This window comes from Vreelandella sp. 2A-K22, assembly GCF_054065485.1.
Genome location: NZ_JBSUGC010000009.1, coordinates 68,658 through 81,229, shown reverse-complemented (window position 1 = coordinate 81,229; position 12,572 = coordinate 68,658). Strand labels below are relative to the sequence as shown.

Below are 12,572 nucleotides of genomic sequence, written 5' to 3'. Positions count from 1 at the left end.
CCGTCGTTGGCCCCCATGTTACTTGAAAAATGTGCCTTAAAAACGCTGCCTGATACCGATGCTTGATACCACTGCACTTAACCAGCAAAGAAACTTCTTCGAAGGCCATGCGGCGATATGGCTATTCGGCTACGGCTCACTGATTTGGAAGGCTGACTTTGCCTACCTGGAGCGCCGCCCGGCGTATATACACGGCTGGGAGCGGCGATTTTGGCAGGGCTCCCATGATCACCGCGGCACGCCTGAAGCGCCTGGGCGGGTGGCAACGCTGATCCGCGCCAAAGATTCGATTTGCCACGGCATGGCCTACCGCATTGCCCCGGAAGTGCTCGCGCCGTTGGATGTGCGGGAGAAGAACGGCTATTTGCGGGAAAAAGTACCGCTGACGTTTATGGACGAGAAAGGCAACGGAACCGAACAGAGCGAAGGGCTTATTTATCTGGCCAGCGATGACAATCCGGCCTTTTTGGGCGACGCGCCGCTTGATGAGATCGCCCAGCAAATTGCCAACGCCCATGGGCCCAGCGGCCCCAACCGCGACTACTTGGTCAACCTCGCCGTGGCGCTGCGGGAACTAGGCGCCAAAGATGCCCATATCTTTGCTCTGGAACAACAGCTGAGTCAATTTTAACATTACCAGTAGCGCGGATAACGGCGGTGACGGGCAAGGTTATTGACCAATATGGCGATTACCAGCATCACTATACTGCCCGCTCCGATTGGCAAAAGAGGATACCACCACCCCAGTTGATGAACGCTGGCACCCCCGCCTACCGCAATCAGAGCCGCCGCGGCTCCTGGTGGGTGAACCGTATGGGTTAGCTGCATACCCAGCACCGACAGTGATACGGCCAGAGCCATTGAGAGGGGGGTCGCTCCCAGCAGTTGGTAGCAAGCAACGCCAATACCCGCGGAGAGCACGCTGCCAAAGAGTACATGGCTGGGCTGGGCAAAAGGGCTTTCAGGTGCTGCGTAGATGAGCACCGAGGTTGCGCCGAAGGAGCCTACGATGAGCAGTTGTTGTGACAGCCACGCCGAGCTTAACCAGCAAATGACCGCCATACCGGTAAAGGCCCCGACCCATGACCAAAAAGCATCCTGCCAGCCTACCCGGGCACGCTTGACTGGCTGCCCCCGCATCTTGCCAAGATAAGTTTTCATTACACTCGCTTTGCACAAAATGAGTGCAAATGATGCCAAAATGCACCAAATAAGCAAATGACAATCTATCATGCCCCTGATGAAACTGACTCAAGGGCAACGCGATTGCTCATCATCAGTGTATGGGGTGTTAACCAAGGAGAGAAACGGGGGCATTATTTTATGACATTTTTTATAAACAATACCCGAGCTCGTTCGTCATACTATATAGAGGGATCAAACAGCTTAACTTCGCGTATATCGACCTGCTCCCAGACACGCTCAGTCATATAAGGCTCTTGCGCCAGCCAAGCCTCTAAATCTTCTCGAGTAGCAAATCTGAAATGTGCATTTGAACCGATCATTTTACCTTCATCGTTCAGCACTACCCCACCACTTACGAAATTACCCGACCGATAGAGATTACGCAGTCCTTCCAGGTGCAGCTCGCGACAAGCCAGGCGGCGGTTTAAGGCCCCCTCATCGGTGTAATCATAGGCGATCAACGCAAACTGCTTCATCTACTCCTCCTCTCAGTGTGTCTACATCATCAACCACGAAAGAATAAACAGCCCCAATACGGTACGTACAATACCGCCGATTATCGAGCCTCGCAGAAAAGCGCGCAAACCGCCCCACAGAATCAGCAGCCCAATCACTAAGACAGCAATGCTGAAAAAGGAATCACTGATTCCCAGCGAACGCGTCAGGCCATCGATGAAATCGCCGAACGCACCGAAGAAGTTGGTGAAAATGCCCAGCAGAAACTCCACCACCACGCGGATGGCTTCACCGATAGTTTCGCCAATTTCGTCAAAAAAGCCGTTTGTCTGCATCGCGTTTGCTTGCATCGATAGTACCCGTGACTGAGAAGGATAAGCGGCATTGTCGGTTAAATACGCTGACTGAGCAAAGCAGGATCCATCCCTCCCCCTCTTCGCCTTCCGTTTTTAGCGACTTTTCCGTCCAGCAACTACTCCGTCCAGCAACTATGCTCTCATAAACGCTCCAAAATATATGAGCCGTAAAACGTTCGTTTAAACAATCACCCTTATCGTCGTTACGCGCTAGGTGCCTGCCATGAACCATCATTACCCCCTGGCCGATCAACTCCAAGCTAGCACTCACCAGGTAGAAAACCAGCCGCCACCGCTGGAAAGCTACAATAGCTACACAGCTGATCGCGTTCTTCAGGAAGGCGTTAACCGTGAAAGCGGGTCTGACGACGATGCCCCACTCAAGACGTTTGGCCAGTGGGCGGGCTCTGCTGAGGCGATTGCCTTGGGGGTTGAGGCCAACCGTTACTCCCCCCAGTTAGTGACCCACGACCAGCAAGGCCATCGGGTCGATTTGATCGAGTTTCATCCCGCCTATCATCAGCTTATGCAAACGGCGATAGAGCACGGCTTGCATGCTAGCCCCTGGCGAACCCCTCGGCCCGGTGCGCATGTTTATCGGGCCGCCAACTACTTTTTACAGGCCCAGGTAGAAGCGGGCCACGGCTGTCCGATTACCATGACCTTTGCAGCCCTGCCCGCACTGCGCCATCAACCCAGCCTGCTTGAGAGCTGGGGCGATAAAATCACCGCCCCACATTACGACCCGCGCAACGTCCCCTATTTCGAGAAACAGGGCCTCACTCTGGGCATGGCAATGACCGAAAAGCAGGGCGGCTCCGATGTGCGTTTGAACACCACCCGCGCCTACCCGATTGATCAAGGCGGGCCGGGGGAAGCTTTTGAGCTGGTGGGGCATAAATGGTTTGTCTCCGCGCCAATGTGCGATGCATTTCTGGTACTCGCCCAGGCGCCCAGTGGCTTGAGCTGTTTCTTGCTGCCACGCTGGCGGCCCGACGGCAGTAAGAACCCGCTTCATATACAGCAGCTAAAACGTAAAATGGGCAATGTATCGAATGCTTCCAGCGAGACCGAGCTGCGGGGCGCCTTTGCCTGGATGGTGGGCGATGAAGGCCGCGGTGTGCGCACCATCATCGAGATGGTCGCCATGACCCGCTACGACTGCATGATTGGTTCAGCTGCCGGAATGCGCCAAGCCACCGCCCAGGCCATTCATCACGCCTCTCATCGGCATGCCTTTGGGAAGCGGCTCAGCGAGCAGCCGCTGATGCAAAATGTGCTCGCTGACTTGGCTATTGAGAGCGAAGCCGCCACCACCTTAATGCTGCGTATGGCCCGCGCCATGGATCATCAGGACAACGAGCATGAGCGCCTGCTTTCGCGAATCGCCACCCCTGTGGGCAAGTACTGGATATGTAAACGCACGCCCCACCACGCATACGAGGCAATGGAGGTGATTGGTGGAAGCGGCGTCATGGAGACCCACATAATGGCGCGCCTGTTTCGCGAGTCGCCCATCAACGCCATTTGGGAAGGCAGCGGAAATGTGCAGTGCTTGGATATCCTGCGCGCGATTGAAAAACAGCCCGAAGTACTCGACGCCTACTTCGCCGAACTCGGCCTTTCACAGGGCGCCAATGGGCATCTTGACCGTTTTATCCACCAATTACAGCGGCAGATGCAGGATACTCAAACGCTCCAGTACCGCGCCCGCCAACTGGCGGACGGCATGGCCCTAGCGTTACAGGGCGCCCTGCTGGTTCAGCACGCCCCCGCTTATGTGGCCGATGCATTCTGCGCTGGTCGGCTTGCCGACCGCAGTGGCCTCAATACAGGCACGCTACCTACTGGTCTGGATTGCGCGGCAATCATCCAGCGTGCCCGGCCCGTGGAATAAAACCCTTGGAGTGAGTCCTTGGAATAAGCGTTCACGACTATGGTCGTCTTCCATGCTAAAACTGATCGCGTAAAACTAATCACATTAAAAAACTATTTACATTAAAAGCCAGCAACAACGTGATAGTGGGAGAGCTTGGTGCATCACTCGTCGATGACGCCAGCGCCGAAGGAGCAACAGCCCCGGAAACTCTCAGGCAACCGGACCGCTATTACCTTAACTTTCCGAAGAGCGGCTGATGACTGCGTCACTCAGCCCACCGAAGGAGCAAGCGCACCCAACGGATGCGTGAATCTCTCAGGTTCCATGACGGAAGGGGTACGCCAACAGCTACGCCGTTAGGTGGTATTCCCGACGCTCATACAACCTGGAGAGAGTTATGCAACGTATTGCCGTTATCGGTGGTGGTATCACCGGCATTACCAGCGCCTACGCCCTGGCCAAACGTGGCTATGACGTCACCGTCTTTGAAAAGCATCGTTACGCCGCCATGGAGACCTCATTCGCCAACGGCGGTCAGCTCTCGGCCTCCAACGCCGAAGTGTGGAACCACTGGCCAACCGTGATCAAGGGCCTGCGCTGGATGCTCAGAAACGACGCCCCGCTACTGGTTAACCCCCGCCCAAGCTGGCACAAGCTCAGTTGGTTTGGCGAATTTATCGCCTCGATACCCCGCTACGCTGCCAACACCACCGAGACCACGCGGCTGGCCATTGCGGCCAGAGAGCACCTGTTTCAGTGGGCAAAAGACGAGCAGATCGGCTTTGACCTCAAGCAGAAAGGCATTCTGCATATCTACCGCGACAAAGCGGGTTATGACCACGCCGCCAAGGTCTCCAAGCTGCTCAGCAAAGGCGGCCTGGAGCGCCGAGCAGTCACCCCTGACGAGATGCGCACCATCGAACCGACGATGGCGGGCAACTACTACGGCGGCTTCTATACCGAAAGCGACGCCACCGGCGATATTCATAAGTTTACCCACGGCTTGGCTCAAGCCGCCGAGCGCCGCGGCGTAACGCTTAAATATGGTCACAGCGTCCAGGATATCGGCGCCGATCAACAGCACGCCTGGATCACCGCCACGCTTGAAGGCGAGGCTGACGGTGACCCGGTGCGCGAAACCTTTGATAGCGTGGTGGTATGCGCCGGGGTGGGCAGCCGTGCTCTGGCTGCCAAGCTAGGCGATCGGGTCAATATCTACCCGGTCAAAGGCTACTCGATCACCGTGCAGCTCGATGACGCTGCCTCCCAACAGGCAGCGCCCACCGTTAGCCTGCTCGATGATGAGACCAAGTTAGTGACCAGCCGCCTGGGCGATGACCGCTTCCGTATTGCGGGCACCGCTGAGTTTAACGGCTATAACCGCGATATCCGCGACAACCGTATCCGCCCGCTAATCCGCTGGGTGGAAGAGTGCTTCCCCGGCGTCAGCACTCGCCGCGTAGTACCTTGGGCAGGCCTGCGCCCGATGCTCCCTAACATGTTGCCCAAAGTCGGCCGCGGAAAATTACCCACAGTGTTTTACAACACCGGTCACGGCCACCTGGGCTGGACCCTCTCTGCCATCACCGCGGATATGCTCGCAGATGCGGTAGAGGATAAAAACGCCCACTCTCAGCAAGCCACCCAACCGCTAATCTAATCCCAACCGTGACATGTCCGGGCAGGCTTCCGGTAAGATATAAAACACTCCACCACAGGCGTGTTTTATGCTTAACCAGCGTGCATTAACCTACCTCAATGAAGTGATTCGCCGCGGCTCGCTCAGGCGTGCCGCGGCCCACCTGAATGTCGATGCTTCTGCCGTTAGCCGCCAACTAAAAGCACTAGAAGAAGAGTTGGATACCCAGCTATGCGAGCGGCACGGAAGAGGGATGCGCGCAACCGCAGCGGGCCAGCTCCTGGTGCACCATTTTCATGCCCAGCGGGCTTCAGAAGAAGCGGTGCTCTCCCAGCTAATGGCACTTCAAAGCCTAACGAAAGGGGAAGTTCGTATTGCCGTGGGAGAAGGGTTTATCGCTGACCTGATCGCCGCACCGTTAGGCACTTTTATGTCAGCGTTTTCCGGTATCAATGTCGAAATTCGCATGGCGGGTGTCAACGAAGCGATGTCGTTACTCAAAGATCGTGAAGTGGATATAGCGCTACTTTATGCACCGCCGGTAGACCCGCAACTTTTCTGCCACGTGGAAACGCGCCAGCCGCTCGATGTGATTGTGCCCCCCAATCACCCACTAAGTGATCTTAACCGCCCGGTAACCCTGCATGACTTAAAGGGGTGGCCCCTGGCGTTAATGGACAATCCTTTTGGTATGCGGCAAATGGTCAATATGGTGGCCCACCAGGAGCGCATTCATCTTGAAGCACGCCTGCACACCAACTCTGTTTCGGTGTTAAAGAATTTCGTCCGCTCAGGCATCGGCGTTACGTTTATGCCCGAACTCACCGTAGCGGATGAGATTGAGCGCGGTGAGATCTTCACACTACCCATGCAGTACCCGGTGATGAACGGTACGCGGGCACAAATTGTTAGCCTGAAAGGGCAGGAACTCCCGGTCGCCTCAATCACTTGCATCGATCATTTGCACAAAGGCATGCGCTTTTTCTCCGCCGATGCACCACGACTGTTGCAATAAAAGCCACAGTTTAGGTATTGCATAGTCAACACCTCAATACATAGTCTTCTAGTAAGCACTCCTTATAAATCCAATAACGCGCCCTTAGCGCCTCATAGCTCACGACAATAAACCAGGAGACTTACGATGTTTACTCAGCACTTTTCACCCAAACGACTCATCTCGGCTTGCCTGATTGGCTCTGCCATGATGGCAGGAAACACTCTTGCAGCCACCACCATTAATCTGAGTTACAACGGTGCCCCAGATCCCGAAAAGAATGCTGTCCACGTCTTTGCAGAGAACCTTAAAACGTTGGTAGACGAAAAAACTGACGGTGAGATACAGCTTGAGCTCTACCCGAATAGCATGCTGGGTGATGAAGAGGAGCGCATGGAACAAACCATGAATACTCCCATGCTCAACGTGGCGTCATTTGCAGGCGTCTCTCCTCTCGTTGATGAGATCTTCGTCAGCGCTATTCCGTTTCTGTTCGACGACTTTGCGGCGGCGCGTAGCTTCTTCGATGAAGGAGAGTATTGGCAGGAAGTCAGCAATGCTCTGCAGGAGCGTGCCGGTATCGATATGCTGGCGGTCGTCGAAGAGGGGGGCTTCCTGGCATTCACCAACAATGAACGGCCTATCAGCCACCCGGACGACTTCGAAGGGCTGCGTTTCCGGGCCATGGATCCCAGCCAGGTAGCCCTCTATGAATCCTTCGGTGCCTCCGGTACTCCCATTCCCTGGACAGAGACCTACATGGGACTGCGTACAGGAGTGGCCGACGGCCAGATGAACCCGCCGATGTATATCATCCTGGGCAGCCTCTACGAAGTGCAGGACTACCTGACCCTAGCCAATATCCAATACTCCGATCAGTTCCTGGTGGGCAATAGCGACATGATCGCAGGTTGGGACGATGAGCTTCGCAGCACCTTTATGGAGGCCGTCTCCGAAGCTAATCACAATGCCCGTGAGCACAACGAGGAACAGGTTGAGGCACGTATCGCCTACCTGGAAGAGCAAGGTATGGAAGTGATTCGCCCTTCTGAAGAGGAGCTCACCGCTTTCCGCGACATTGGCCAGCCCGCCTATCTTGAGTGGCTCGAAGAACGTGATATCGAGCAACGCTGGATCGATATGGCGCTGGAAGATGCAGGCATGAGCGAACTGCTCGACTAACGGCTGTTAACACCGTTGCAAAACAGGGGCTGGAACCTTACCGGCCCCCTATTTCCAGTACTTAATATCCCAGTACTGAATGTTCTAGTGCTTAACGTTTCTGTGCTTCCTGGAAGGCTGCCATGTTTAATACGCTTCGATCCCGTCTATTGGCGATCAGCCGCCCGGTGTCCCTAACCCTGGCGGGCGCGCTGCTATCCCTCAATGTTGCGGCCATATTGTATGGGGTGTTTGCCCGCTACATCGCCGGTGGTGCCCCCATTTGGACAGATGAGATATCGCGATTTTTGATTATCGCCACCGTGATGCTCGCGGCTGGCACCGTCTGGTCGGAAGGGGGTCACATGCGCGTTGGTCTGTTGGAGAAGCTACTGCCACCCCCTCTCGCGCGTTTGCTGAATGTATACCAGTGGCTACTCACCCTACTGATTGCAGCGGGGGGGGCTTGGGTCAGCTATCGCTATGCACTCTCGGTCAGCATGTTTACCACCTCAGGGCTTGGCATTAGCCGCACGGTGCCCCTCCTCTCGCTACCCGTTGGCTTTTTATTACTGGCTTGGCATGCGCTTCTCTATGGCCCCGCGCCACTTAAAACTGTCGAGGACTCTCCATCCACAACCGTTGAGGACTCCTTATGATTGTGACGATGCTGGTGGTTTTCCTCGGCCACGTTTTGCTTGGGCTTCCTCTGTTCATCGCGCTACTGACCACGGCGATAGTAGGCTTTCTGTTTGTCGACCCCTCGATGATTCCACGTATGCTGCCCCAGCAATTCTTTGGCGGTATCAATGTGTTCTCCTTGATGGCTATTCCGTTATTCATCTTCGCTGGCAACCTGATGAACGTCAGCGGCTTAACCGAGCGCCTGATGGGGTTCGCCCGCCTGATAGTGGGGCACTTGCGGGGCGGTATGGGCCACGTCAACGTGGTGTCGAGCGTTTTCTTCGCAGGCGTCAATGGCTCAGCGGTGGCGGATACCTCGGCACTGGGGTCGCTGTTAGTACCTGCCATGGAGAAGGAGGGCTACTCAAGGGCTTTTGCCGCTGGGTTGACCGCCGGTAGCTCGCTGATCGGCCCGATTATTCCACCCAGTATCTTTATGATCCTCTACGCCTCACTGACCAACACCTCAGTAGGCGATCTATTTCTGGCGGGCGTAGTACCAGGTCTGCTGCTGGGGGTTGCCTTTATGGGCATGAACGCCTGGTATGCCTGGCGCCACCGATTACCCAAAAGTGGCCAGTTGCCCTCAATCGGCCAACTTGGCATAGCCTTCGCGGCCGCTCTGCCCGCGCTTATCGCTCCCTTTATTATTGTTGCTGGCATCGTGCTGGGCTTTGTGACGCCTACAGAATCGGGCGCGTTGACAGCGCTGTATGTGGCCTTATGTGGCTTTGTGCTGGGAGGGTTACGCTTTAAAGAGTGCTGGCAAGCCATCCTTGATACGGCACGCTTAACCTCGGCGATTTTTCTCATCATGGCGGCCTCGGCGACGATTAGCTGGCTGCTCTCCTATGCGCAAGTACCTGCGCAGTTTGTATCCCTGCTATCACCCTACGTGGACAATAGCGTGGTTATTTTATTACTGCTTAGTGCAATCACCTTCATCACGGGCATGTTTATGGAGGAGGTGTCGGCATTGATGCTACTGACGCCGATCTTTGCGCCGGTGGCTATGATGGCGGGTATAGACCCCATTCATCTGGGCGTCATCATCACACTGAACATTACCATTGCATTGATCACGCCACCGCTGGGCGCCTGTGTGTTCGTGGCCGCCGCGGTTAGTCGGCTTGAGATAGTGTCGCTATTTAGAACCATTTGGCCCTTTGTGCTGACGGCGATTGCGGTGCTTATTCTATTAATCCTTTTTCCATCGCTGACGCTGTGGCTGCCTACTCAGTTTTGACAACTAGTTTTAATAACCAGCTTGGATAACACTCTGCTTGGATAACATAATGCCTTTGAGCACACTATTGAAGGCCTTGCCGCCTATACCCAGCCATTCAGCTCCCTGCTGGGAACAGCTGCGCCGCGCGCCTATTGAAGATAACGGCGAGCGCTTGGTACCGATGAGCCTCGCCCCGGCACCGGTCAGCGTGTTCCCCGCCTATGCTCGGCTGGGTATTCCGGGTGCGGTGCCGGAGTGTTTCGTTCGTGAGGGGGTTTATCGGGCGCTGCTCGCTGCGGCACGTAGCTTACCCGAGGGCATCGGGTTGATCGTACTGGATGGCTGGCGGCCATGGCGGGTGCAGCAGTACTTGTTTGATACCCTGCATGAAGCCATCCACCACCACCATCCAGACCTCAGCGAAGCGGAGCTATTGGAGCGTACAAGAGAGTTCGTATCGGTACCCAGTCGCGACCCTTTAGCCCCCAGCCCGCACCTCACCGGCGGCGCCGTCGATGTCACGCTTTGTGATGCCGATGGCCTGCCACTGGATATGGGCACCCTGTTTGACGAGGCGCTTCCCGCCTCCCATAGCGACTATTTCGAAAAGCTGGAAATGCTTACCCCGCAGCAACATAAGGCGCGGGATAACCGCCGCCTGCTCTATCACACCCTGCAACAACAAGGCTTCACCAACCTGCCCAGCGAGTGGTGGCACTTCGATTATGGCGATCAATTATGGGCCTACTACGGGCCGCATGATCATGCGCACTACGGCCCGGCAGAGCTGGATACCATAGAGAACCGCTGGCGCAGGCAGTTGGGGTAATGATCTAGCCAGCGCCAGATTCAGTGTGCTCACACCGCAGGCGCTTCAAGTTCCAGAAAGCGCCGTACTCGGTCGGTTTTAGGGTTCTCAAAGAACTCGCTGGGGTGGGATTTTTCAATGATGATGCCTTTGTCGAGAAAGACCACTTGATCGGAGACTGCCCGGGCAAACTCCATTTCGTGGGTCACCAGCACCATGGTGTAGCCTTCTTTGGAGAGGTCTTTGATCACCCCAAGCACTTCCCCCACCAGCTCGGGGTCGAGGGCTGAAGTGGGCTCATCGAACAGCATCACCTTAGGCTGCATGGCGAGTGCCCGCGCAATCGCTACCCGCTGTTTCTGACCACCAGAGAGTGTGTAGGGATATTGTTCACGCTTGTCGGCCATGCCGACTTTTTCGAGCAGCGCCATGGCCCGCGCGTCAGCCTCGGTTTTGCTTAGCCCCTGAACATGAATAGGCGCCTCGGTGACATTGCGCAGCACGCTTAAATGAGGCCAGAGGTTAAAGCCTTGGAACACCATGCCCAAGCGCGCGCGCATGCCTGCCAGCTCACGGCGCGACATGTGTTTTCCAGTGTCACTCACGCCAATGCGATCACCAGCAATACGGATGTCGCCCCGGTCGGGTTGCTCAAGCCAGTTAATGCAGCGTAGCAGGGTAGATTTACCCGAACCCGATGAGCCCAAAATACTCACCACTTCGCCGGGCTGAACTTCCAGCGATACATCCCGCAGCACTTCGGTGCCATCGAAGCTTTTGGAAAGGTTACGAATACTAACAGCGGCGGTCTCAGGCATTTTCGAATCCTCGCTTGGCGCCAAAACGGCCAATCATTTTGATAAATAGTTCTAAACCAATACTGATCAGCCAGTAGAAGCCGATCACCACGATGAACGCTTCCATGGGAATGAAGTAGGTGCTCGACAGGCTGCTCGCCGCCGCGGTGAGTTCGCGCACGGTGATGATCACCAGAAAGGCGGTGTCTTTGAGTAGGATAATCAACTGATTACCCAATAAGCCGCGGGTTTTCAAAATCAGCTGCGGCAAGATAATGCGCATAAACATTTGGGGCTGCGAGAACCCTTGGGCGATTGCTGCCTCTACCTGCCCTTGGGCGAAGGTAGCGCGGCAGCCGCGCAGAATCTCCGCGAAGTATGCGCCATGGTAGATCACCAGGGCGATAATCCCGGCCGTCCAGGCACTCATGCGGATGCCTGCACTAGGTAAGCCGTAATACAGCAGGTAGGCCAGGATCAAAAATGGCAGCATACGCATGCCATCGATAAAAATCCGCAGCGGAACCTTTAACCGTGGGCGGGAACCCTCCAATAAAAACACCATGGCGCTGCCCATTAAAAAAGCCAAGACAGCGGATAAACCAAATAGCTTTAAGGTGTTATAAAAACCACTTAAAAACACATCGTAAGATGACCAAAGAATTTCCCAGTTGCTCATAGAGACTCCCTAAAACGACCACCTTAAACGGCCAGCCGGCTGGCTTTACGCTCAGCCACACGTTGAAACCACACCAACAGACTGATAATCAGCATATACAGCGCCGCAGCCGCTAAAATGGGTGGCAGTGGGTCGTAGGTCACCGCCGAAATACGGTTGGTCACACGGGTCAGGTCGACGACGCCGATGACCGCAATAGCGGGGCTGCCTTTAATCAGAAATGACATTTCATTCACCAAGCCCGGCAGGCTGGTAATGGTGATTTGTGGCAGCATAATACGGCGGAAATAGACCCACGGTGTCATACCGATGGCCAGGGCCGCTTCACGCTGCTCTTTGGAGAAGTTGTTAAAGGCAGAGCGCCAGATTTCAGCGTTAAAAGCAGTGGTATTGAGGGTTAACGCGATAATACCGGCCACATTGCGGTTGAGGTTAACGCCCATGGTCGGCGCGGTTAAGAAGATAAACAGCACCAGCGTCACCAGCGGCGTTGCCCGCGCCAAGCTAATGTAGACGCCTAGCAATTGATGCAAAACGGGAATTTTGGCCACCCTAAGCAATGCAATCAAAAGCCCCATTACCACACCGATGGCAATGGAGATGCCGGATATCCAAAGCGTTGTCCAGGCGCCCTGGATGAGAAGCCCCCATGCGCTACTGTCCATGCTCACCCCCTAATTCGCGATAAGAAAACCGCCGCCCAGCC

Annotated in this window: 14 protein-coding genes and 1 riboswitch; of the genes, 8 read left to right on the top strand and 6 right to left on the bottom strand. The window is 55.5% G+C overall.

The window, feature by feature from the left end; genetic code table 11:
- Window positions 1-58 precede the first annotated feature (58 nt).
- Window positions 59-631, top strand: a complete 573-nt coding sequence (locus tag ACW17M_RS13540; RefSeq protein ID WP_009285951.1) for a gamma-glutamylcyclotransferase — start codon at window positions 59-61, stop codon at window positions 629-631.
- Between the two features lie 2 nt (window positions 632-633).
- On the opposite strand, the gene ACW17M_RS13535 is transcribed toward ACW17M_RS13540, so the two are convergent.
- From ACW17M_RS13535 to ACW17M_RS13525, 3 genes are all read right to left on the bottom strand, one after another.
- Window positions 634-1,161 (bottom strand): HPP family protein, encoded by a 528-nt coding sequence (locus tag ACW17M_RS13535; RefSeq protein ID WP_022521653.1) that lies wholly within the window; start codon window positions 1,159-1,161, stop codon window positions 634-636.
- Between the two features lie 203 nt (window positions 1,162-1,364).
- Entirely contained in the window at window positions 1,365-1,661 is a 297-nt protein-coding gene (locus ACW17M_RS13530) for a YciI family protein (RefSeq protein WP_022521652.1), read from the bottom strand.
- 21 nt (window positions 1,662-1,682) lie between these two features.
- The gene (locus ACW17M_RS13525) at window positions 1,683-1,976 is read right to left on the bottom strand and encodes a hypothetical protein (RefSeq protein ID WP_027957100.1); all 294 of its coding nucleotides are present in this window, start codon (window positions 1,974-1,976) and stop codon (window positions 1,683-1,685) included.
- Window positions 1,977-2,220: 244 nt separating this feature from the next.
- Here ACW17M_RS13525 and ACW17M_RS13520 point away from each other — a divergent pair, with 244 nt between their 5' ends.
- The 7 genes from ACW17M_RS13520 (at window position 2,221) to ACW17M_RS13490 (ending at window position 10,411) form a co-directional block, all read left to right on the top strand.
- A complete protein-coding gene (locus tag ACW17M_RS13520) occupies window positions 2,221-3,894 on the top strand; it encodes an isovaleryl-CoA dehydrogenase (RefSeq protein WP_039857365.1) in 1,674 nt (557 codons plus the stop codon).
- Window positions 3,895-4,010: 116 nt separating this feature from the next.
- A riboswitch (glycine riboswitch) is annotated at window positions 4,011-4,112 on the top strand.
- Between the two features lie 161 nt (window positions 4,113-4,273).
- The gene (locus ACW17M_RS13515; RefSeq protein ID WP_027957102.1) at window positions 4,274-5,536 is read left to right on the top strand and encodes a D-amino acid dehydrogenase; all 1,263 of its coding nucleotides are present in this window, start codon (window positions 4,274-4,276) and stop codon (window positions 5,534-5,536) included.
- Between the two features lie 67 nt (window positions 5,537-5,603).
- Window positions 5,604-6,530 (top strand): LysR family transcriptional regulator, encoded by a 927-nt coding sequence (locus ACW17M_RS13510; protein WP_009285954.1) that lies wholly within the window; start codon window positions 5,604-5,606, stop codon window positions 6,528-6,530.
- A gap of 126 nt (window positions 6,531-6,656) precedes the next feature.
- A complete protein-coding gene (gene dctP / locus ACW17M_RS13505; RefSeq protein ID WP_009285955.1) occupies window positions 6,657-7,691 on the top strand; it encodes a TRAP transporter substrate-binding protein DctP in 1,035 nt (344 codons plus the stop codon).
- A gap of 122 nt (window positions 7,692-7,813) precedes the next feature.
- Complete coding sequence (locus ACW17M_RS13500) at window positions 7,814-8,329, top strand: TRAP transporter small permease (protein WP_035538735.1); 516 nt, start codon at window positions 7,814-7,816, stop codon at window positions 8,327-8,329.
- Complete coding sequence (locus ACW17M_RS13495) at window positions 8,326-9,600, top strand: TRAP transporter large permease (protein ID WP_022521647.1); 1,275 nt, start codon at window positions 8,326-8,328, stop codon at window positions 9,598-9,600. Before ACW17M_RS13500 ends, ACW17M_RS13495 begins: the two co-directional genes overlap by 4 nt.
- A gap of 49 nt (window positions 9,601-9,649) precedes the next feature.
- Entirely contained in the window at window positions 9,650-10,411 is a 762-nt protein-coding gene (locus ACW17M_RS13490) for a M15 family metallopeptidase (protein ID WP_197029743.1), read from the top strand.
- 29 nt (window positions 10,412-10,440) lie between these two features.
- Here ACW17M_RS13490 and ACW17M_RS13485 read toward each other — a convergent pair whose 3' ends face one another.
- Genes ACW17M_RS13485 through ACW17M_RS13475 form a run of 3 tightly spaced genes read right to left on the bottom strand, consistent with a single transcriptional unit; the run spans window position 10,441 to window position 12,531 of the window.
- Complete coding sequence (locus ACW17M_RS13485) at window positions 10,441-11,208, bottom strand: amino acid ABC transporter ATP-binding protein (RefSeq protein ID WP_022521645.1); 768 nt, start codon at window positions 11,206-11,208, stop codon at window positions 10,441-10,443.
- On the bottom strand, window positions 11,201-11,866 hold the full coding sequence (locus tag ACW17M_RS13480; RefSeq protein WP_022521644.1) for an amino acid ABC transporter permease: 666 nt from the start codon (window positions 11,864-11,866) through the stop codon (window positions 11,201-11,203). The genes ACW17M_RS13485 and ACW17M_RS13480 overlap by 8 nt, the downstream gene beginning before the upstream one ends.
- A gap of 23 nt (window positions 11,867-11,889) precedes the next feature.
- Complete coding sequence (locus ACW17M_RS13475; protein ID WP_022521643.1) at window positions 11,890-12,531, bottom strand: amino acid ABC transporter permease; 642 nt, start codon at window positions 12,529-12,531, stop codon at window positions 11,890-11,892.
- Window positions 12,532-12,572: the final 41 nt, after the last annotated feature.